The following is a 20,651-nucleotide window of genomic DNA, read 5'->3' as shown; positions in this document are numbered from 1 at the left end:
GAGGCTAGAGGCTAGAGGCTAGAGGCTAGAAATAACATACAAAAAAGCGAGAGCCAATGGCTCTCGCTTTTGCTTTTTATCTATTCCTAGAGCCCCGTGCCGATAGCCGCTCTCGCCTGCCTCTTACACCCCTTCGTTATGCAACTCAAGGTTCGCGAGATCTTGCTGGATTTCACGCTGAGTTTTCGCATCTTCGCTGCGCAGCGATTCCAAGAAATCTAAATAGCTCTGGTCGATATCACCAGTGACATACGAACCACTGAAGACCGACGTTTCAAATGTCTCGATATCAGGGTTACCTTCAGCAACGGCATCAACCAGATCTTGCAGATCTTGGAAAATTAGGCCGTCAGAACCGATCATCTTACTGATTTCATCGACTTCACGACCATGGGCAATCAGCTCATTCGCCGTTGGCATATCGATACCGTAAACGTTCGGGAAGCGTACCTCAGGGGCTGCAGAAGCCAAGTAAACCTTGCGAGCACCGGCTTCACGGGCCATTTCGATGATCTGCTCTGATGTTGTTCCGCGGACAATCGAATCGTCCACCAGCAATACACTCTTGCCCTTGAACTCGGAACGGATAGCATTTAGCTTACGGCGAACCGACTTACGGCGCATTTGCTGGCCTGGCATAATGAAAGTACGGCCCACATAGCGGTTTTTCACAAAACCCTGACGGTATGGCTTGTCTAGCGTACGGGCAATTTCCAATGCACTATCACAAGATGTTTCAGGGATCGGGATAACCACATCGATATCTACATCAGCCCACTCGCGCTTGATCTTCTCACCAAGCTTCTGGCCCATACAAACGCGTGCGCTGTAGACCGACACTTTATCGATGAACGAGTCAGGGCGAGCAAAGTAGACAAACTCAAACACACAAGGGTTTAGCGTTGGGTTATCTGCACACTGCTGGGTAAACAGTTGACCGTCAAATGATACGTAAACCGCTTCACCCGGCGCAACATCACGCATGAAGTCAAAACCAACCGCATCCAGTGCTACAGATTCTGAAGCAACCATGTATTCAACCTGGCCTTCAACTTCACGTTTACCCAAACACAGCGGACGGATGCCGTGCGGGTCACGAAAAGCAATCATACCGTGGCCGATAACCATAGAAACCACGGCATAAGCACCTTTAACCATGCGGTGTACTTCGCGAACCGCATCAAAAATTTCTTCAGGCGTAATTGGATAGGTTTGGGCACTTTCCAGCTGGTTTGCCAATACGTTCAGCAAAATTTCAGAGTCAGACGTTGTATTAACGTGACGACGTGCTTTTTCGAACATCTGCTCTTTGATTTCAGCCGCGTTGGTCAGGTTACCATTGTGAGCCAGTGAAATACCGTAAGGTGAGTTAACATAGAATGGCTGGGCTTCTGAGGCGCTAGAGCTACCTGCAGTCGGATAGCGCACATGGCCGATCCCTACGTTACCCTGCAAACGTTGCATGTGCTTAGCTTCAAACACATCACGGACCAAACCGTTCGCTTTACGTAGACGAAAACGATTGCTTTCTAAGGTAACAATACCAGCCGCATCTTGGCCGCGGTGTTGCAACACGGTCAAAGCATCATAAATAGACTGGTTAACCGGGGTTGAACCCACGATTCCGACAATACCACACATGTCCTAAATCCTCGTCACGCTTTAATTGAATTTCAGCGGGCATTCGACTGTGCCAAATACCCGCTGAAAGCTTTTCCATTGGGTATCAGCTTAATAAACTGAACCCGTTACATTCCACACCGTTCGCTATAGTGCGCCCGGTAAAAAGCTTGATGTGTCCTTTAAGTACGTGAAGAACCATTCAATCACAACGCCAAACTGGGGGATCAACTGAGACTGCAACCACCAGTCTGAATCAGCAAACCCCGTGAAGGCGTCGATGAAGAACAGTACCGCGGCAACAATCAATACGCCGCGTATCCCTCCGAACACTATGCCCAGTACCCGGTCTGTCCCTGACAGACCCGTTTTCTGTACCAGTTGTCCAATCACATAGTTCACAACTGCCCCGACTATCAGCGTGGCAATGAACAAGGCAGCGATTGCGCTGCCGTTACGAAGCATCTCGTCGTCAATATTAGTGAAGTAGGCCGCCAGTTGAGTATAAAAATTACTTGCGACAAAAAAGGCTGCAAACCATATCACTAACGAGAGCGCTTCCTTGACAAAACCTCGGATCACACTTACCAAAGCCGAGAAGCCTATTACGCCTAAAATGACGTAATCAATCCAAATCATCATTTATTGAATTCTTATTGTTGATGCGTATTCTAACAGAAAAAATGAGAACGCAAACGTTTACCTAAGGGTTAAGTGGATTAAATCTGACCAATCGGCCTTTTAATCCGGTCAATTTTTCCAATTCATTGATGTCAGCCGATAGCTTTTGCTTCGACACATCAGGACCAACGACAACCCTGGCAAGATCGCCCTGTTGTGGTTTCTTTGGAAAAACATGCGCTTGATACCCCGCCTTGCGAAGACGCTCAACCAACTGGTTCGCGTTATCAAAATTGCGGAAAACCCCCAATTGAACCACCCAAGCACTGTCTTGGTTACCCACTTTAGGCTTAGTGATAGGTTGAGGCTCAACCTTTAATGGCTGGTTAGCCGCCTCGATGGCCTCTGCAGTCACCTCAACTGCCTCTTTCCGCTGCGGCTCATCAATCACGACCGTGACCGGTTCCGGGGGGAGATCCACCTCGGCAAACTCCGGAGCAGGGATCGTTTCATACTCTACTTCAGCGATGGTTTCAGGCTGCAGCGGAATACTGGCAAATTGCTCTTGGTAATGCTGTTTTTTGCCGTCGAACAAATCGGGAAGAAAGATCACCCCGACTGCCACCAAAATGATTGTCCCGACCAACCGGCTCTGAAATTTACTTGCCACAGTTACTCCTGGTTCTTTACTTCAATGTGACTGGTTATCTGACCTACAGTGTAAAAGGAGCCAAATACAATTACCATATCGTCAGCCTGAGCCTGTGTCAGCGCTTTGTCATAAGCCGCTTCAGGGGTTTGATATGTATCGGTTCCCGAGGGTAGATGAGTGCGGATCTCTTCGGCGGTCGCCGCTCTTGGGCCTGTCAGCGAGGCGGGATACCAACAATCAACCACGTCCGTCATCTCAGCAATGGTAGCAGCTATATCTTTGTCGTGGAGCATCGCCACCACGGCATGCAATTGCTTCTTACCGAGCTTGTTTTTAATGCCCTGTAGCTGAGTGGCAAAATACTGTGCCGAATGCGGATTGTGGGCCACATCCATGATCACCAACGGCTGCTCTGATACTGTTTGCATCCGCCCCGGTAACGTCGCCTCTGCCAATCCCTCAATCACGTTTTCATCGGTAATGTTGAGCTCTGCAACTGCCAGTGCCATCAATGCGGTTGCCGCATTAGGCAATGGTAGCGATGGAAGCGGCAGCTTCTCTAGGGTAAAGGCACCACTTTGCCAGTTCCAATGATCCGCTTCGACACTGTACTCAAATTGGTAACCGACCTGAAAAAGCTTGGCATCGATATCATCGGCGTGGGCAGGTACGGTGGCCGGTGGATTTGGTTGGCCACATACCGCCGGCTTGCCGCTGCGGAAAATACCGGCCTTTTCGTAACCGATCACATTAATGTCATCCCCCAACCAGTCGACATGGTCAACTGCCAGGCTGGTGATCACCGACACATCATGGTCAACAATGTTCGTTGCATCCAAACGACCGCCAAGTCCTACTTCCAATAAAACGACATCAACCTGGCGAGACTTGAATAACTGCAACGCAGCCAAGGTGCCAAACTCAAACAGACTCAAGCTGGTTTCACCACGCTGTTGTTCAATCGCAGCAAAAGCTTCGCTGTGGGCACTGTCTGGCAACTCAACACCGTTGATTCGAACCCGCTCGTTATAACGAACAAGATGAGGGGAGCTATATACCCCAACACGGTAGCCGGCTTTGAGCAGGATCGCTTCCATCATGGCACAGGTCGACCCCTTACCATTGGTCCCAGCGACGGTGATCACACAAGGAGCAGGCTTGATTAGCTCGGCTCTCTGAGCGACCGCCTGTGCTCGGTCAAGGCCAAGGTCAATGGCGCTAGTATGAAGTTGTTCAAGGTAAGTCAGCCATGAGGCCAAAGGAGAGTTTGCTTGAGGTACTGTCAATCCGGACATCATATTTCATTTCGCTGTAACAATATGAGCCCTAATTTACCACTGAACGCGGCCAGACCAAACTGCAATGTATTGATTATTGATAGTAAGGGGCCTACACAAAAACAAAACGGGGCCTAAGCCCCGTTTTTTGTCAATAACGTCAAGCGAAACCGCTTAGTCTTCGGTTTGCTCGTTCTGCTCTTCGGCCTTCTCGTCAGCCACTTTGGTCGGCTGCTCGACAGGCACCACCATTGGCGATTCAGCCTGAGTCAGCTTAGCCACAATGCCGCCGATACGCTGGCGCATTTCACGGCGGTCAACAATCATATCGATAGCACCGTGTTCAAGCAGGAACTCACTACGCTGGAAGCCTTCAGGTAGCTTCTCACGCACAGTTTGTTCGATCACTCGCTGGCCCGCAAAACCAATCAGCGCTTTTGGCTCACCGATGTTGATATCACCTAGCATCGCCAAACTTGCCGATACCCCACCCATGGTCGGGTCAGTCAGTACCGAGATAAAAGGCAAGCCCTTATCAGACAGGCGCTCAAGCGCAGCACTGGTCTTCGCCATCTGCATCAGCGACATCAGTGCTTCTTGCATACGGGCACCACCACTGGCAGAGAAACAGACCAAGGCACAGTTATTGGCAATCGCCTCGTCAACCGCGTGAACGAACTTGGCACCCACGACAGAGCCCATAGAGCCGCCCATGAAAGAGAATTCAAATGCACAGGCAACCAATGGCTGACCTAGCAAGGTTCCTTTCTTCACGATCAACGCATCTTTCTCGCCGCTCGCTTTCTGAGCAGAAGACAGGCGGTCTTTATATTTCTTGGAGTCACGGAACTTAAGCTTGTCTTTTGGCTCAAGATCAGCGGCAATTTCAACCTGCCCTTCTTCATCGAGGAAGGTGTCCAAGCGACGACGCGCTTTCATGCGCATGTGATGGTCACATTTAGGGCAAACTTCCAAGTTACGTTCTAGATCGGCGTGATAAAGCACTTGTTCGCAAGAAGTACATTTGGTCCACACCCCTTCAGGAATAGACGCTTTGCGAGAAGAAACAATATTGCTTTTAGTAAGGATCTTTTCCAGCCAGCTCATGAATGACCTTTTATCTATTATTTCCCTGCCAATAGGGTCTTAGCACAAGTCTTTGCAGCAGAGAATTACATATTCGTTAATTTACCGAGGTCGAATTAAAGCACAAACTCGTCTAACTGTAGATAAAAAACTGGTACTACAAGTTAGCCCGAGACAAATCTGACCATTACCTGACCAGATTAATCTGGCAAAAACAGCGGCCCAACAGGTACTTTCGGCAAGTCATGCTCTTGAGGATAGTCAACGTCCACCAAGTACAAACCTTCCGCTTTTGCCGTTGCTCCTGCCAAGGTACGATTTTTCTGGGCCAGCAACCACTGGATCCATTCCGGCTTTTCTTCGCCACGGCCGACTTTAATCAGGCTTCCCGTAATATTGCGAACCATATGATGAACAAAGGCATTAGCCTTGATATCAATGATCACAAAGTTACCCTGACGCGACACGTTCAAATGCATTAGGTTACGCCATGGGCTACGAGATTGACAATACACAGCACGGAAGGATGTGAAGTCATTCTCACCCAACAAGTACTGACCCGCTTCGTGCATCGCCTTTTCATCCAGTTCGCCATGATAATGGCTCACACCCTTGGCTAAAATAGCAGGACGGAAAGCATGGTTATAAATAATATAGCGGTAACGACGTGCCGTCGCCGTAAAACGGGCATGGAACTCGTCATCCACCACCTTGGCCCAGCGAACCGCAATATCTTTAGGTAAGTGGGCATTCACCCCCATGCTCCACGCTGCCATTTTTCGGTCAACGTCAACATCGAAGTGAACCACCTGACCGGTACCGTGAACCCCAGCATCAGTCCGTCCCGCACACTGCACCTCAATTGGCTTATTGGCAATCTTGCTCAGGGCCTTTTCCAAGCGCTCTTGGACACTGTCTACGTCACGCTGGCGTTGCCAACCGTAGTATTTCGCACCGTCGTACTCAATACCTAAAGCTATTCGCATAATATTCTTCGTCTTGCTGGCGGCCAAAGGCCGATTTTCAAATTAAGGGGAGGATTATAACAAAACGATGGGCGATGGGCGATGGGCGATGGGCGATGGGCGATGGGCGATGGGCGATGGGCGATGGGCGATGCAAATTTTTTGCAAGAGCCTGACCATGTCAAGCTCTTGTTTCTTCTCTTCGCTCTTCCACTAGCCTATGGCCGCTTTAGCCTATCGCCACGTTTTACCTCAACTTCGCCAACAGCGTTTTTGCCTCTTGCTGTAGCTCAACATCATCGCCTCGGGCGACTTCTTCGAGTAACCCGCGAGCACCTTCGCTATCGTTCATCTCAAGGTACGCTTTAGCCAAATCGAGCTTACTGGCAAACTCACCTTGGCTGTCGATATCCAAGCTGCCAATATCGGCCAGCACATCGGGGAACTCATCCAAACCAACATCAAGGTTCAGCGGTGCTTCATCCAAATCACTATCGAACTCCTCACCGTCAAGATCCTTCATCAGCTCATCAATACTGATATAAGACGCTTCCGATGGTTGGTGATGAGCAGGCTCTGTGACCTGAGGCTCAACCACCAATTCACTGGCTGCTTCTTCCATCGCAGACTGAAGCTCGTTTATCTTATCCTCAATTAACATTTCTGAGTCAGCACCGTCATCAACCATGAGATCATCTTCGTCGAAGGCCGGTACGTCTTCGATATTCATCTCTGGTTGATCACCCCAGTCCTCACCTTCCAGTTCGGGTTCAGGGCTACTCGCCGACCAAATTTCATTCTCTTCTGCCGACAAGTCTTCGTCTGCAGCGCCGCTACCGGCCAGATCTTCCGAGCGACCCACCAGCTGCGCACGTTCCCAGTCTGCCTGCAGCTCGGGATCGTTTAGCAGCGCATCCATGTCCAGCCCTGCCGAGTCGACAAACTCATCGCTCAGTTGCGCAGCGGGAACATGGGGGGGAGTAACCTGGGTTACCGCGTCTGGTGCTACAGCGTCTTTTAACTCAGCGGCTTGTGACGCTGGCGGTTGCGGTCTAAACCCCTGCTCTACCTCGTATTGTTCGAGCTCATGCTGCTCATCGAATGAAGCCTGCAAGGCTTCGTCCTCATTGAATTCAGGTAAGCTTGCCGGGTCGAGTGTTTCGAACTCAATATCCGGGTGACCATGGAGCGAGTATGGGCTAGCTGGCACATGTTCTGGCTGAACGTGTTGCTCTGCCGCCGCAGCCACCAGTGGCTCTTCATTGGCTTGAGGTTTCTCTACGGCTTCAGCGGCCTGCTGTAACTGGCGAACGATATTATCAAGCATGGCCTGCTCATCGTCTTCGCTCAGCACCTGCTCTTGTTCAAGAACCGGTTCTAGGTCCGGATCGTTAAATGCCGCCTCTTCGTCGAACTCAGGCAGGTCATCAAGGGTCAGCGGTGCCTTATCGAACTCTTGGACCGCTGGCTCTTCAATGATTTCCTGGGCAAGCTCCTCATCCAGTTCGGCCAGCAGCGTTTCCTCATCAAAGATCGGGAACTCATCGTTGCCGTCTTCTGCTTGCTCAGCCTGCTGAGGGCTCAGTTCCTGATGCGCTGACGCCTGATTATGTTGCTCGCCTGTGTCATTCTCCAGGCTCTCAAGCAATTGTTCAACCGTTTGGCCGATGGCTTCAATTTCAACCCTGTCATCCAGCTCTTCAGCATCCAACATACCGGTATCGGCCGATGCAAGAAGCTGCTCAATCTCATCAATTTCTGGTAACGGCTCTGGTTTTGGTTCTGGAACGAGTTCTGCTTCAGGCTCGAAAGCAGGCTGTGGCTGTCTCTCTACCGCCTTCGCTTCAACCGGTTCGTCAGCCGCGGTATGTTGCTCTAAAATATCATCAAGCAGCTCAGTACTGTCCGCTTCGATGCTGATATCATCGAGCACCAATGGCGCTTCTACTGCGTCACTCAGCCCTGCGTCATCGAGCCCGGTCTCGTCAAGTTCATCGGTATCATCCGTATCGCCTAACAGCTCGTCCAACAACTCGGTGCTGTTTTCATCTATCTCAATATCATGGTTGACCAACAAGCTGTCCGTTTCCGGCTCATCGAGCAACTCATCAAGCAATGCTGTACTGTCCTCTTCCAATTCAATGTCGGAAGTGAGGTCATCTTCATCATCAAGCAGTTCATCGAGAAGCGCTGTCGGATCGCTAGCCGGGACATCCGCGACACTGTCGACAGCGTCATCCAGCATTGATGAGAAATCATTATCCATTGCTGGCGAGGCCATCATTTCGATATCGGCTAGAGCCTGATCAACCGCGGCCTGATCAGAGGTGGTCTGATCGGCCAACGCGGTATTGATGTCATCGCTATCACCATCAAAGTCATCACCAACGCTATCGAATAAGGCGTCCAGCTCATCTTGGTTGGTCATCTGCTCAGGCTGCGCGTCTGGCTCTTGCGCCTCATCAACGACCGTAGAAGAGAACAACTCGTCCAGCATGGCCTGATCGACAATCTGCTCTTCGTCGGCCGACGGTTCTGCCGGTGCGCCCAAATCAAGCTCATCACCGTCATAAGATAGGTCAAAGCTATCTTCGTCGTCCTCATCGGCCTGCAATGACTGCTCCCACATCGCGGCCAATTCTTCATCCGCGCTTAGCTCAGGCTTCTTGTCCATTTCATCAAGCGCCCGCTCCATATCTTCCAGACCAATAGCCTCATCGTCACTATTGACCGAAATGCTACTCGCCCCCAGATTACCGCCAAGATCACCGGCGATATCAAAGCTACTGCTGTCTTCGTTTGACGACAAAGAGGAGTCAGGGCCAAACAAGCTGCTTTCAGGATCATCGAACGGGGAATCATCATCACCGAACAAGTCATCGAGCTCTTCATCGTCACCCAGTGTCAGGCTCGGTACATCTTCGTCATCAGCCGGCATGGGTGGCGGCGGAGGCATCATTGCGGCTTCATCTTGGCTTTGCGGCGCATCCAGTGATTTCACCTCACCTTCAGCTTCACGCTTGCGACCAAGCAGGAAGTAAGCCAACAAACCGGCAATCAAGCTGCCAGGGATCAACGCCATTGCAATCAGCATCAATGGGTTGGAAATCATACGGTCGAACAAGCTCGGCTGCGGCTCGGCAACTTGTGTTTGTAGCGCACGCTGTTGGTCGATAAAGCCTTTGATCTGCTCGCGCAACACGTCATCGTCACTCACCTGCTGTTTCAATGCCGACACTTCATGCTGCATCTCGGCAAGGCGCACACGCAGCAAATGATTACTCTCAAGCAATTTGGTCATCTGCTCGTCAGAGGCATCGAGCTGGACTTGCAGCGCTGATGGCTTGGGCGGGATCAGTGTCGCTTTAGGCACTGACTCTCGAGCCTTAACCGACGTTTCAACGACGGGCTCCGGTTTTTGCTGTACCTGCGCGACCACTGTCGGCACGGTTTTAGGTGCAGCGCTCGCAGCCGCTTTCACCTGAGGTTTCGGTGCTTGAGCAACGGGTGCAGGCTGCGGTACCGCAGCCGATTGTGGCTTCGGCGTGACCGGAGATGGCGCGGCAGCAGTGCGAGGCTGGCTCTGCGACGGGGAACGCTTATCGGCTTCCAAACGCTGCTTAACCACATCGATACTTTCCCGGCGCATTTGCGCTTCAGTCGGGATAGCCAACATGCTGCCAGGGACCAAGCCGTGAATATTACTGTTTTCAAATGCCTGTGGATTCTGGCGGAAGATAGCGCCGATAACCTGATAGATAGAAACTTGATTGTTCGGCCGGTAGCGAGTCGCAATAGACCACAGCGTCTCGGCATTGGTCGTAGGGCCGTAGCGCAAAGCATTGGCAGACGACGGTCCCGACGCTCCTGTGTTAGCCGGCAATGAAGAAGCGGTAGGCTGTATACCTTGAGTGGGCCCAGTAATACGAACAGTGTTCGCATGAACGGGAGAATAAATCACAGCGGTGGAAAATATTACCGGCAGGAAATAACGTTTTATCATCGTCGAAAGATCAGACACTGCCTGTCATCCTCTTTGGAAGGAAAATAGCTACGAATGCATAGCACACGGCATGAATATAAAATGCATATTCACGACAGCATAATACAAGATTATTTAATTTCGGCCTATTCACAATAATCTTTAGCGTGACTTCGCCACCTAATCATCACGACGGGAGCAAAATCGCATTATTATGAAGCGACTTAAATGATTGTATACCCAACTAACGTCAAGGTGCTTGTTTCTGAAGAAATATACTTGATGATAGGTAAGGCTCCTCGTTGAAAATACAACAGCGCCCTGTTTATAAAAACAGGGCGCTGTATAGTCCTCTTCGAGTTGGCTAGTCTCTAGCCTTAGGCTCTGTTACAGGTACTCTTCAATCAGCTTTTCTGCAATCTGGACGCTGTTGGTCGCCGCGCCTTTACGGACATTATCGGCAACGACCCACATGTTCAGGCCACAAGGATGACTGATGTCTTCACGGACACGGGCAACCATTACATGATCTTTACCGGTCGCATCACTCACCTGGGTCGGGTAGTCATTACCGTGGAAGACTTCAATACCTTCGGCATTTTCCAGCAAGCTAATCGCTTCTTCGACATTCACCGGCTGGCAAGTTTCAACGTGGACGGCTTCGGCATGACCATAGAACACTGGGACGCGAACACAGGTCGGGTTAACGCGAATATTGTCATCACCCAAGATCTTCTGGGTTTCCCACACCATTTTCATTTCTTCTTTGGTGTAGCCGTTATCCATGAACTCGTCGATATGCGGCAAGCAGTTAAAGGCAATCTGCTTGTCGTAAACGTTAGTTTCCGCTGGCAGGCCGTTTAGCAGCTTGGCCGTTTGGCCAGCAAGCTCATCAACACCTTTTTTACCGGTGCCCGATACCGACTGGTATGTCGCCACATTAATACGCTCGATACCGTAGGCTTCGTGGATCGGCTTCAACGCCACCAGCATCTGAATGGTCGAGCAATTCGGGTTGGCGATAATGTTGCGGTTACGGTACTCCGCAATCGCATGCGGGTTTACCTCAGGGATCACCAACGGTACATCGTAGTCGTAGCGGAAGCGGGACGTGTTGTCGATAACAACCACACCGTAGTCGGCAGCGGCTGGTGCCCAGCGCTCAGATGCCTCGGCACCGGCAGAGAAGATAGCGAGCTGGACTTGGCTCCAGTCGAACTCTTCCACATTGGTGACACGTACAGATTTACCTTTAAAGCGCAAGGTTTTGCCTGCACTACGCTCAGAAGCAAGTAAATAGAGATTGCGAACAGGAAAATTGCGTTCCTCAAGAACTTCTACAATGGCTTCGCCGACAGCGCCGGTCGCACCGAGTACTGCAATATCAAATTCCTGGCTCATGGCCTTTCCTCTACTGTAAAACCTAATTTAGCCAGCGACTCTACCCCAAAATGGGCCTCGCCCGCTACTGTAATCGCGCTATATTCGCGGCGATCCCAGTAATTTTTACGCATCCGGTCAAAAGCGCTCGCCATTTCCGGGCTACCTTCTGCAGTTTGGCTCATTTCGCGACGGAACACCCCATCATCACGGCGCACATCGTAGACAAGCTGGGTCAGACTGAATAGGGTTGGCTCATCCCACTCTCGGCTCAAACTCAACTGTGGTACCGGGGCGATCGGTAACAAACTGGCTGCAGTGACCTGCTGATCCAAGCCAAGGAACTGGCAGTAACTGTTGAAGACCATGGTCGTGCCACGCGCCTTACCTTCCAAGCCATAGCCGGCGACATGCGGGGTCGCAAAAGCCAATAGTGGCAGTAGCTCGAGATCAACCTGCGGTTCGTGTTCGAAGACATCCAGCACAGCGGTGAGTTTTTTGCCCTCACCGGATTGGCTTTGCTGCAAGGCACATTTAAGTGCTTGGTTATCAGCAACCGGACCACGGGCGGCATTGATCAGTATTGCACCTGGCTGTAAATCCGCGAGGAAACTGCCGTCTACAAGGTGATGCGTCGGGTACTCGCCATCGCGGGTGATCGGGGTATGCAAGGTGATCACATCACATTGCGAGCGGATCTCTTCCAGCGAATGAAAAGTGCGGCTATCGCCCTGCTGCTGTTTGAGCGGATCATTAAGCAGGTACGGGATACCCAGCGCATCCAAACATTGGGCAAGGTAGCTACCGACATTGCCAGCCCCGATAATCCCTACCTTCTTATCGAAAATCGAAAAGCCCTGCTGCTGGCCGAGTACCATCAAGCTGCTCAATACATATTCAGCCACCCCCACCTTGTTACATCCCGGAGCAGCGGTAAAAGCAATGCCCTTGGCCGCCAATGTTGCGTCATCAACATGATCCTGACCGGCCGTTGCCGTACCGACAAACTTCAGTTTATTGGCCTTGGTCAGCAAGGCTTTATTAACCTTGGTTACCGAGCGGATCATCAGCGCATCAATATCCACCAAATCCTCAGCGGTCATCGTTCTGCCCGGCTTGCTGATCACTTCACCCAACTGGCTAAATAGCGCCTCGGCATAAGGCATGTTCTCGTCAATGAGGATTTTCATGGGTCGGTTTCCTTATAAAGCGGTTCTGTTTAGAGAAATGTATTAGATTGGGAGGTGATGGGCAATGGGCAATGGGCAATAGGCAATAGGCAACAGGCAACAGGCAACAGGCAACAGGCAACAGGCAACAGGCAATAGGCAATAGGCAATAGGCAACAGGCAACAGGCAATTCAATAATTAGCCCCTGCCATCTTCTACATCAAGTTTCGCTCCAACTATGCTCTAGCATCTGACCTTTGGCCAATAGCCAAGCTCTTTGCCTCTAGCCCCATGCATAAAAAAGCCCAGCAGAAATTCTGCTGGGCGAACGTCCAGGAAATAAAACACCGACTGGGATCATAGACAGCTCCCGCAAAAGAAAATACTATTCACACAGCCAATGTCGCGTCTGTTTTTTAGGCACTGACTCAAGATCGTAACAGCTAAAGGAGTCTCCGCAAAAAGGTCTTCTAGCTGAATATCTTAGTCAGTGCCACCCCTGGAAAATGACAAAAGTCGGTTACGCTTCGTATTTCTTGATAACCAATGTGGCGTTAGTACCACCGAAACCAAAGCTGTTGGACATGACAGTCTTCAGTTCTTGCTCGCGTGTTTCGGTCACGATATCAAGCCCATCTGCTGCTTCGTCCAAGTTATCAATATTGATGCTTGGGGCGATAAAGCCGTTATTTAGCATCAACGTTGAGTAAATCGCCTCGTGCACACCCGCCGCACCCAGTGCGTGACCGGTCATCGCCTTGGTGGCAGAAATCGCCGGGCTGTTATCACCGAACAATTCTTGGATAGCACCTAGCTCTTTCACATCACCGACCGGCGTTGATGTACCGTGGGTATTGATGTAGTCAATGCTGTCTACATCTTGCATCGCCATCTTCATACAGCGCACTGCGCCTTCGCCTGACGGAGCTACCATGTCATAACCATCAGACGTCGCGCCGTAACCAACGATCTCGCCGTAGATTTTCGCGCCACGAGCCAATGCATGCTCCAGCTCTTCGACAACCAGCATACCGCCACCACCAGAGATAACGAAGCCGTCACGGTCTGCATCATAAGTACGTGATGCCTTTGATGGGTCGTCGTTGTACTTGGTCGATAGTGCGCCCATGGCATCGAACATCATGGTCAATGACCAATCTAGCTCTTCACCGCCGCCGGCAAAGACGACATCTTGCTTGCCAAGCTGGATCAGTTCAAGCGCATGGCCAATACAGTGAGCCGACGTTGCACACGCAGAGCTCATAGTGTAGTTCACACCACGGATTTTAAACGGCGTTGCCAAACACGCAGACACTGTTGAAGACATCGTACGCGGTACCATGTACGGACCCACACGCTTCACGCCCTTCTCGCGCAAAATATCGACGGCCGCTACCTGGTTGTAAGAAGACGCACCACCCGAACCCGCCACAAGGCCAGTACGGTCATTTGATACCTGATCGTCTGTCAGGCCTGAGTCTTCAATTGCTTGTTCCATTGAAAGATAAGCAAAAGCGGCAGCATCGCCCATGAAACGCATCTTCTTACGATCGATATGCTCTGAAGGGGTCATTTTCAAATCGCCCCAAACATTGCTACGCAGCTTCATTTCTGCAAATTGTTCAGAGAAGTTGATACCGGATTTACCCGTTTTCAATGACTCCAGCACTTCTTTAACGTTGTTACCAATGCTGGACACAATACCCATGCCTGTAATTACGGCTCGTTTCATGATGAATTCCTACTGTCATTTATACCCAAATAACCTCCGTCGAAACAATCAACAACCAGAGGTAACTTGGGTATAACGGTGACGATAATAGCGGGTTTATCTGTCAAAAGTGGTCAGCTTTCCTGTTGATCAGGTACAATCCACGGCAATATCACCCGTTACACCAACAATATCACCCGTTACACCAACTATGAGGCTTCCCCCCTTGTCTGATAAAGCTCAAATGTCGCCTGATACCAATAAACCGTCCCTGAACGAAAAAACCTCGGCAAAAATCGAAAATGCCGTCTTGGACTGGAATGAATCAGGCACGCCTGTTTCTAATGACTTTGACGATGTGTACTTCTCCAATGCCAACGGGTTAGAAGAAACACGCTATGTGTTCCTGCACCAAAACGGCTTGCCTTCGCGTTGGGAATCTTTCGACCGCCGCCGCTTTGTGGTTGCTGAAACAGGATTCGGAACCGGCCTCAACTTCCTTGCCGTCTGGCAGTGGTTCAAAGCATTTCGTCAAGCAAATCCGGATGCCTCCACCAAAGAGCTGCATTTCATCAGCTTTGAAAAATTCCCGGTGACCAAGGACGATCTGATCAAGGCCCACCAATCGTGGCCCGAGCTGGCTGACTTAGCAAGCCAACTCCATGCCCATTACCCTCCAGCCGTGGCCGATTGCCACCGTATCGTGTTGGAAGATGGCATGATCACCCTTGACCTGTGGTTCGGCGATATCAAAGACTGTATGCCACAAGTATGGACAAACAATGACGGTATCGTCGATGCCTGGTTCCTCGACGGCTTTGCCCCGAGCAAAAACCCAGAAATGTGGAACCAAGATCTGTTCAACGGGATGGCCAAACTGGCCCGTGTCGGCTGTTCTACTGCAACGTTTACGGCGGCAGGTTTTGTTCGCCGCGGCCTCATTGAGGCCGGTTTTGACATGAAGAAAGTCAAAGGTTTTGGCACCAAGCGAGATATGTTGGCCGGCAGCGTGACTGAGCGCAAATACGGCAGTAATGTCAAACCTTGGTACTGTCGAAAATCTGCTCACAACAAAACCGAACAGGCAACTGAGGTCGCCATTATCGGTGGCGGTGTTGGCTCGGCGACAACGGCAATAGCACTGGCACGGCGTGGAATTAAAACCACCCTGTATTGTGCCGATGCACTACCAGCCGAAGGCGCATCGGGTAACCGCCAAGGTGCGGTGTACCCATTGCTCAACGGTTCAAACGATGCCCTATCGCGCTTTTTTGCCCCCGCTTTTCTCTATGCTCGCCAGTTTGTCGAGCAAGCTGCCAAGCACAAAGAGTTCGCCCATGACTGGTGTGGTGTGACCCAACTGGCCTGGGATGACAATGCCACCAGCAAGCTGGGTAAAATGCTGACCGGCGGCTTTCCTGAAGCGCTTATCCGCCAGCTTGATGTCGAACAAACCGAGCAAATAACCGGCCTTGTATCCGGCCATAGTAGCGTCAACTATCCGCTTGGTGGCTGGCTATGCCCGCAGCAACTCACCCGCGCCTTAATTGAACAGGCACAAGAGATGGGTTTGCTTGAACTCAAAACTCAAACCGACATCCAGCAGCTCACCCAACAGGACGATGACCAAAACAGTCAGCAAGGTGAGCAACGCTGGCTGCTGACCGACCAACACGGCCAACGTTACCTGCATAACACGGTGATTGTGGCAAACGGCCATCGCTTTGCCGAGTTCCCACAGACTCAGGACATTCCGGCCTACTCCGTGCGCGGTCAGGTGAGCCACATTCCAACCAATCCGACACTGAACCCGCTGAAAACCGTGCTTTGCTACGATGGTTACCTCACTCCGGTCAATGCTACCGGTGAGAGCCACTGTATCGGCGCCAGTTACCGCCGGGGCAGTACCGACTTAACCTTCAGCCCTGAAGAGCATACGGAGAACAAGCAGCGCTTGGTTGACTGCCTGCCAGAAGCCAACTGGCCGCAAGACATTGATATGTCGGGTGAACAAGCTCGCGTTGGCGTACGGTGTGCCAGCCGTGATCATCTACCGTTCGTGGGTGATGTTTGCCAATATGACAGCCTGCTAAGCCAATATGCTGACTTGAAAGACCAACAGAATAGTGCAGAAGACGTACCGGTTTACCACAACCTGTATGCGATGATTGGCTTGGGATCACGCGGCCTCAGCTCTGCCCCGCTGCTGGGTGAACTGCTGGCTTCGCAAATTGCTGGCGACCCGCTACCGCTGCCGAACTCGGTATTGGAAGCACTGCATCCGGGGCGGATGTGGGTGAGAAAATTGGTGAAAGGGAAGAAGGTTTAATTCTGGCTATTGGCTATTGGCTATTGGCTATTGGCTATTGGAGAAAACCGCCCATGGCCTTTCGCCTCTAGCCAGACCCTCTATTGAGCTTGTGTGACTGGTGGTGCTGGGTCATCCCCACCGCCTGAATCGGACAATGCAACACCAATCACAACCGCTGCAGCACCCACCGCCAAAACCGTTGCGGTAATGCCACCCGCCGAGGCGGCAAAAGCGGTGTCGATACCCGCAGCCTTACCAGTTTCTTGGCTAGCAGCTTCTACCGAAGCCTTTGCCTGCTGCTGGCTTGCACTGGCCTGAGTGCTGGTTGAAACATTGTCTGCTGCAAACGCAGACCAGCTTATAAAGCCCGATATAAAAATTGCCGCCAGTGAAAACTTCATCATGACTATCCCCAAAGCGCAACATATAGTTATTGATATGCTTATAAGTATAGATGGAGATAGAAAAGACGAAGTATGTCTTGAGAAGAGTCTTGAGAATGAGAAATAGGCGATGGGCGATGGGCGATGGGCGATGGGCGATGGGCGATGGGCGATTATGAATAGGTTTTTTGCCTATGTCTAATCAAAGCACCTAGCTGAGCTGAAATATGACCAGCCCTTTGAATTAATGAATTAGCCGTGGATGGCCTCAAGTATGACAAGTCTCTTGCCAACATTAACTGTGTTACCAACTCACCATTTGAACCTTTAGCGATAAAGAAGAAACGTACCGCCTCTTTATCACTAAACCGCTCATCCCCTTCAGCAATATTAGACGGGACAGATATGCAGCTGCGGCGGATTTGATCTTTCAAGCTGTAGTCCTTACAGCTATCAATTGCCTTATACACATCCAGCGCCTGCTGATAACTGTCCTTCCATACTTTCAGCTTTTTATAATTCATCCTTGAATCAAAGGTTCCTTCTTGCCAATAGCCAATATAGCCTGCTTTTATCAATCCGCCCCAAACAGATCGCGGGTATAGACCTTATCCGCGACATCGGCCAACTCTTCGGCCATGCGGTTAGAGACAATGACATCAGAGAGTTGCTTGAACGCTTCAAGATCTGTCATCACTTTAGACTGGAAGAATTCATCGTCTTGCAAGACCGGCTCATAGACAACAACCTGGATCCCTTTGGCCTTGATGCGTTTCATGATGCCCTGGATAGAAGACGCCCGGAAGTTATCAGAGCCCGCTTTCATGATCAGGCGGTAAACGCCAACAACCTGTGGTCTCTTGGCAATGATTGAATCGGCAATAAAGTCTTTACGAGTGCGGTTCGCATCGACAATCGCGCCAATAATATTGTTAGGCACTTTTTGGTAATTAGCCAATAGCTGCTTGGTATCTTTTGGCAAGCAGTAGCCACCGTAACCAAACGACGGGTTGTTATAGTGATTACCGATACGTGGGTCTAAGCCAACACCTTCGATTATCTGACGGCTATCTAAACCATGGGCTTCAGCGTAAGAATCCAACTCATTGAAGTAGGCCACACGCATGGCGAGATAAGTATTCGAGAACAGTTTTACCGCTTCGGCTTCGGTAGAATCAGTATAAAGCACAGAAATGTCTTCTTTCACTGCACCTTGTACCAGCAAGTTGGCAAACACTTCTGCCCGCCCAGACTTTTCGCCAACAATAATGCGTGATGGATGAAGGTTATCAAACAGCGCTCGGCCTTCGCGCAAAAATTCCGGCGAGAACAGCACATTGTCACAGCCGAGCGTTTCTTTAATACTCTGGGTATATCCCACAGGTACCGTCGATTTAATAACCATTACCGTATCAGGGTTAATAGCCATCACATCTTTGATCACAGCTTCAACCGAAGAAGTATTAAAGTAGTTGGTCTGCGGGTCGTAATCTGTTGGTGTCGCAATAATAACAAAATCTGAATTTTGATAAGCCAATAATTTATCAGTCGTCGCTTTCAGGTTAAGCGTTTTCTCAGCCAAATACTGGGAAATTTCTTTATCTTCAATCGGAGAGACGGACTTATTTATCAAATCCACTTTCTCTTGGATGATATCTAGCGCCACGACTTCATTATGCTGTGCCAAAAGCACCGCGTTTGACAGGCCTACATACCCTGTGCCCGCAACCGTAATCTTCATTACTCAACCTCAATAATATAAGCATAAATCGCAATACAAGCTCTTAAGCTGATATCGCTATCTACTTACTGATTTGTATACTTAATGAGTAACGATAGTACATCAGTAACATAATAGAGCATAGTGATGGCTTTATTTAAGGGACGCGATGATGTGCAGCATCAAGTCGTGGATGTTTTTTGGTCAGCAGCAATCACAATGTCGCAATCTGGATGTCGAGACTGTAGAACTTGAGCCAATTCATGTTGAGCTCGATAATCACCATGGACAAGATGGATCTTTTTAGGGCCTTGCTCGATATTCGCAACAAATTTCACCAGGTCTGATTGATCGGCATGGGCAGAATACCCAGAAAGATTGTGTATTTTGGCCTTAACATCGATAGTCTTGCCGTTTATTTCAACCCTTTTCTGTCCACGAGAAAGCGCATAGCCCAAAGTCCCCTTGGCCTGATACCCGACCATAACCACATCCGTGCAGGGCTCAGGCAACAGCGCTTCAAGGTAATTCACAATACGCCCGCCGCTGCACATACCACTGGCAGCGACAACAACAGCAGGCTCTTTCGTCGACGACAGGCGATTTACGATAGACTGGTGCTGCTGGTGAGAATCCACTGTAATGCATTGATCGAATGACAACGGATGACGTCCGATATTTTTCCGCGCAATGGCCTCTTTCTCCCACAAACGGTAAAACATCTCGTACTGTTTGGTGACATCGTCAGCCAAGGGCGAGTCAAGAATAATCGGCAGCTCCCGCCACCGGCTACGATCCGAGTCAGCCTGCAAGCTGGGTGAAAATGTCTCGGCAATCAAACTTTCGATATCAAACAGCAACTCTTGGGTGCGGCCAACACTAAAAGCAGGGATCAGTATTGCCCCGCCATCGAGCAATGATTGATCGATGATTTGTTTAAGGTTTTCACTTCTTTCTGTATGCCTCTGGTGCTGACGGTTGCCATAAGTACTCTCCAATACCAGAACATCGGCACGCACGGGAGAGACAGGATCCACCAGCAATGGGGTATTGGAAGGGCCCAGATCACCGGAAAACACCACCACTTGGCTATCAGGCAGCACCACTTCGACATAAGCCGATCCCAAGATATGCCCCGCTTGACGAAAATAGATCACGAGCCGATCACCATTAGGCAATATCACTGGCGCTTGGCAATCAAACGGAACAGGCCTCAGTAAGCTTTTACATAGCTGAAGAAACTGACTGCGCTGTGCTTTATTAAGGTTGAGCTGTATTTTCAAGCCATCATCAAGCATTAACGGAAGTAACGCTGCAGTTGCCTCTGTCGCATAGATCGGCCCACGGAACCCCGCAGCCAATAACCAAGGAATACGGCCTATATGGTCGATATGGCAATGGGTCAGCACCAAAGCCTGAATATGACCCACGGGAAAATCAATATTCAATGAACGAGGGGCTTCACTGCCCTGAAACAGGCCACAGTCAATCAATATGCCATTTCCCCCCCACTGCAATTCATGACAAGAGCCAGTAACCCCCTCATAGGCGCCGTGATGGATAATTTGCATAAGCTTGCCCTCAAAAATTCAGTGGCGCGATCTTCTCCTAATACGCTTCCAACAACATAGAGAAAAAAAACATGCTCGGCACATCTCACAAAAAAAACAATTAATAGTTAGCACAACTACATTTTTGCTTACGTCACATCAAAGAGTTTCACGGCTAGAACATCCAGAACAGCACTATCATGGATAAATTCCCCCATGGAAA

General features: G+C 50.3%; 15 protein-coding genes. 1 reads left to right on the top strand and 14 read right to left on the bottom strand.

Going from position 1 to position 20,651, the window contains the following annotated elements; genetic code table 11:
• Window positions 1-123 precede the first annotated feature (123 nt).
• From purF to fabB, 10 genes are all read right to left on the bottom strand, one after another.
• Window positions 124-1,641, bottom strand: coding sequence for an amidophosphoribosyltransferase (gene purF / locus C9I99_RS13460; protein WP_107349411.1), 1,518 nt, complete (start codon window positions 1,639-1,641; stop codon window positions 124-126).
• A 126-nt stretch (window positions 1,642-1,767) separates the two neighbouring features.
• Window positions 1,768-2,259 carry a colicin V production protein gene (gene cvpA, locus C9I99_RS13455; RefSeq protein ID WP_107349626.1) on the bottom strand — a complete coding sequence of 164 codons (492 nt, stop codon included), beginning with the start codon at window positions 2,257-2,259 and terminating at the stop codon, window positions 1,768-1,770.
• A gap of 64 nt (window positions 2,260-2,323) precedes the next feature.
• On the bottom strand, window positions 2,324-2,911 hold the full coding sequence (locus C9I99_RS13450; RefSeq protein ID WP_107349410.1) for an SPOR domain-containing protein: 588 nt from the start codon (window positions 2,909-2,911) through the stop codon (window positions 2,324-2,326).
• Window positions 2,912-2,913: 2 nt separating this feature from the next.
• Window positions 2,914-4,188 (bottom strand): bifunctional tetrahydrofolate synthase/dihydrofolate synthase, encoded by a 1,275-nt coding sequence (gene folC, locus C9I99_RS13445; RefSeq protein WP_107349409.1) that lies wholly within the window; start codon window positions 4,186-4,188, stop codon window positions 2,914-2,916.
• A 156-nt stretch (window positions 4,189-4,344) separates the two neighbouring features.
• Window positions 4,345-5,277, bottom strand: coding sequence for an acetyl-CoA carboxylase, carboxyltransferase subunit beta (accD, locus tag C9I99_RS13440; RefSeq protein ID WP_107349408.1), 933 nt, complete (start codon window positions 5,275-5,277; stop codon window positions 4,345-4,347).
• Between the two features lie 179 nt (window positions 5,278-5,456).
• Window positions 5,457-6,242: a tRNA pseudouridine(38-40) synthase TruA gene (truA, locus tag C9I99_RS13435; protein WP_107349407.1), complete on the bottom strand. Its 786-nt coding sequence runs from the start codon at window positions 6,240-6,242 to the stop codon at window positions 5,457-5,459.
• Window positions 6,243-6,468: 226 nt separating this feature from the next.
• Window positions 6,469-10,242, bottom strand: a complete 3,774-nt coding sequence (locus C9I99_RS13425; protein ID WP_243734533.1) for a FimV/HubP family polar landmark protein — start codon at window positions 10,240-10,242, stop codon at window positions 6,469-6,471.
• Between the two features lie 348 nt (window positions 10,243-10,590).
• Window positions 10,591-11,604: an aspartate-semialdehyde dehydrogenase gene (locus tag C9I99_RS13420; protein WP_107349405.1), complete on the bottom strand. Its 1,014-nt coding sequence runs from the start codon at window positions 11,602-11,604 to the stop codon at window positions 10,591-10,593.
• Entirely contained in the window at window positions 11,601-12,773 is a 1,173-nt protein-coding gene (locus C9I99_RS13415; RefSeq protein ID WP_107349404.1) for a 4-phosphoerythronate dehydrogenase, read from the bottom strand. The genes C9I99_RS13420 and C9I99_RS13415 overlap by 4 nt, the downstream gene beginning before the upstream one ends.
• A 500-nt stretch (window positions 12,774-13,273) precedes the next feature.
• Entirely contained in the window at window positions 13,274-14,485 is a 1,212-nt protein-coding gene (fabB, locus tag C9I99_RS13405) for a beta-ketoacyl-ACP synthase I (RefSeq protein WP_107349402.1), read from the bottom strand.
• A 223-nt stretch (window positions 14,486-14,708) separates the two neighbouring features.
• On the opposite strand from fabB, the gene mnmC reads away from it, so the two are divergent.
• Entirely contained in the window at window positions 14,709-16,793 is a 2,085-nt protein-coding gene (gene mnmC, locus C9I99_RS13400) for a bifunctional tRNA (5-methylaminomethyl-2-thiouridine)(34)-methyltransferase MnmC2/FAD-dependent 5-carboxymethylaminomethyl-2-thiouridine(34) oxidoreductase MnmC1 (protein WP_107349401.1), read from the top strand.
• A gap of 80 nt (window positions 16,794-16,873) precedes the next feature.
• On the opposite strand, the gene C9I99_RS13395 is transcribed toward mnmC, so the two are convergent.
• From C9I99_RS13395 to C9I99_RS13380, 4 genes are all read right to left on the bottom strand, one after another.
• Entirely contained in the window at window positions 16,874-17,179 is a 306-nt protein-coding gene (locus tag C9I99_RS13395) for a hypothetical protein (protein WP_243734535.1), read from the bottom strand.
• Window positions 17,180-17,331: 152 nt separating this feature from the next.
• The gene (locus tag C9I99_RS13390; protein ID WP_338069664.1) at window positions 17,332-17,736 is read right to left on the bottom strand and encodes a four helix bundle protein; all 405 of its coding nucleotides are present in this window, start codon (window positions 17,734-17,736) and stop codon (window positions 17,332-17,334) included.
• Window positions 17,733-18,899, bottom strand: a complete 1,167-nt coding sequence (locus tag C9I99_RS13385) for a nucleotide sugar dehydrogenase (protein ID WP_107349399.1) — start codon at window positions 18,897-18,899, stop codon at window positions 17,733-17,735. Before C9I99_RS13385 ends, C9I99_RS13390 begins: the two co-directional genes overlap by 4 nt.
• A gap of 161 nt (window positions 18,900-19,060) precedes the next feature.
• Window positions 19,061-20,449, bottom strand: coding sequence for an MBL fold metallo-hydrolase RNA specificity domain-containing protein (locus C9I99_RS13380; RefSeq protein WP_107349398.1), 1,389 nt, complete (start codon window positions 20,447-20,449; stop codon window positions 19,061-19,063).
• Between the last annotated feature and the right edge of the window lie 202 nt (window positions 20,450-20,651).

It is taken from the genome of Photobacterium lutimaris, from assembly GCF_003025555.1.
In the GTDB taxonomy this organism is placed as follows: domain Bacteria; phylum Pseudomonadota; class Gammaproteobacteria; order Enterobacterales; family Vibrionaceae; genus Photobacterium; species Photobacterium lutimaris.
Note: the sequence above shows the minus strand (reverse complement) of the source record. Positions and strands in the feature narration are given on the sequence as shown.